At 41.5% G+C, this 287-nt stretch carries 1 protein-coding gene; it reads right to left on the bottom strand.

Annotated elements, in window-relative coordinates; translation table 11 throughout:
- The coding region (locus ACNKXV_RS14495; protein WP_417908409.1) for a putative metal-binding motif-containing protein at nucleotides 1–287 on the bottom strand (287 nt) is incomplete at both ends.

Below are 287 nucleotides of genomic sequence, written 5' to 3'. Positions count from 1 at the left end.
CCCGAATCTGAAGCATCTCCAAATCCATCTTTATCGGCATCGATATAATAATTAGTAAAGGTCAGATCTTCATCGATAGTTCCATCACAGTCATTGTCCTTCCCATCACATAGTTCAGGAGCATTTGGATAAACTGTATTATCATTATCATTACAATCAGGAGTTGCCGGGGCAGTGGTTGAATAACCAGCACCAGGAGAGGTACACTGTGTTACTGAATTTGTGCTTCCAAAGAAACCATCAGCATCATTATCCACACCCACATACCAAACCGTATCCGGATTGAT

The organism is Christiangramia aquimixticola (assembly GCF_048285835.1).
Classification (GTDB): Bacteria; Bacteroidota; Bacteroidia; order Flavobacteriales; family Flavobacteriaceae; genus Christiangramia; species Christiangramia aquimixticola.
Note: the sequence above shows the minus strand (reverse complement) of the source record. Positions and strands in the feature narration are given on the sequence as shown.